At 35.1% G+C, this 1,683-nt stretch carries 1 protein-coding gene; it reads right to left on the bottom strand.

Features of this window, described 5'->3' with window-relative positions:
* Positions 1-201: 201 nt before the first annotated feature.
* Positions 202-1,554, bottom strand: coding sequence for a hypothetical protein (locus ACOVO2_RS19625; protein ID WP_421771607.1), 1,353 nt, complete (start codon positions 1,552-1,554; stop codon positions 202-204).
* Positions 1,555-1,683 lie beyond the last annotated feature (129 nt).

Genomic DNA, 1,683 nt, shown 5'->3' with positions numbered 1-1,683 from the left:
AACGTTTTGTTGAAAGAGGAATGAATTTCGGAGAAAAAGCCGATATTACACCAGAGGTTGTAGCCGAAATTTTAGAAATGAGTATTGCGTAATATCACATTGATAGAGAGACAAGGCAGTGCCTTGTCTCTACGTTTTGAAAAAATATTTCTACAAAAAAACGTGGCATATTTCAAGAATCTGTCACGTTTTTACTTTCGATTATTTCTTCATTTTTTCGAGGGTTTCTTCAAATTTTGTAGTATCTGCTTTCCATAGTTTAGCCGTTTCTATTACATCAGTTTGCCATTTGATAGCCTCTTCTTTTTGTCCTAATTTAAAAAGTAGCTGAGCATAAGTATCCATCATATATGGATTTTTCTTTCGAGATTTATCCATTGCCAGCTCTTCGTTTATCTCCAAAGCTCTTTTCGACCATTTCAGAGCCTTTACCAGTTTTTCCAAGTCATTGCTGTAAGTCAAAAAATTGAAAGCAATATTATTTAGTTCGCTGGCATAACGATTGTAAAATGACGCATAAGCAATTTCTACCCTACCTTCTTTTTTGACCTCCGCACGAGACCTCTCCAATGAGCGTGTTCGGGCAATTTCTTCTTTTTTCAATAAGCTATCGGGCGAATAACGCATTAAGGTGTATTCGGCAAAAGGCTCTGCTCTTTGCAAATAATTTGGGGTGTCTTTTATGGCATTAAAAAAATTGAGCATCGTTATCTGATTGAAAAAATTGGCCTTTTCCCAGTCACTATCGTATGTTCCTGCAACAAAACTCGACAAACGATTCGCTAAAACTACGTTTTTCTGTCTAACAGCAATTCTTGTTGTTTTATTAATAATTTGATTATTGATTTTTACTCGCTCCGAAAGCGGTAATGCTCTGAACAAGCTATCAACCGTTTTTTCAGGTAATAAAACATACATTATTTTTCGTGCTTTACTATCAAGGGCGGGAGCAGTACTCATCAAAAACTTCACATTATCAATCGTTGATAAATCACCAATTGTATGTTGGTCAATGTATTCATCAACCAATTTATCTGCTTCTTGCTCAACTGATAATTTATATTCGATGTATTTTTTCAGAAAAGCTTTATCTCTATTGCCATTTTTATACTTCATCTCAAACTCTTTCGAAGCTGGATTATTTGCATTTGCAATGGCCTCATCTGCAACTTCTAAATATTTCATTTCGGCCGAAGTTGTCATGGCAAACTGATAAATCAATGCCCCTTCGGCATCGAAAAAGGTTGAAGGCGGAAGTCCTCTCAAACCAGTTTTCTCTAATAACTGCCAATAAATCTTTGATTTTGAATCAATTTCGACGGAAATAAAGTTTTGAGCATATTTTTCTCTCAATTTTGTACTGCTCAAACCCGCTCGGGCAACATCATTACACTGATTACAATTATCAGATTTGGTCTGAACAAAAATCAATTTATTGCGTGTTTTGGCGGCAGTAAGCAAAGCTTGTAAATCATCGAAATTTTCAAACTTAACTTGTGAAAAACCTATCTGAGAGGTTAGTAGTAGGAATACAACGAAGAAACGGAATAGCATGGTGTGAGTAAATTAGATGTGTTTGATTGGATTCTGTCGCAATTAAAGTAGTAAATTTCAAAAAGAAAAGACGTTACGCAAATAAAAAACGTGGCACATTATAAAAATATGCCACGTTTTTCTTGCTTA

Source organism: Emticicia sp. (assembly GCF_049241225.1).
GTDB lineage: Bacteria > Bacteroidota > Bacteroidia > Cytophagales > Spirosomataceae > Emticicia.
This window is presented reverse-complemented; position numbering and strand designations above follow the sequence as displayed.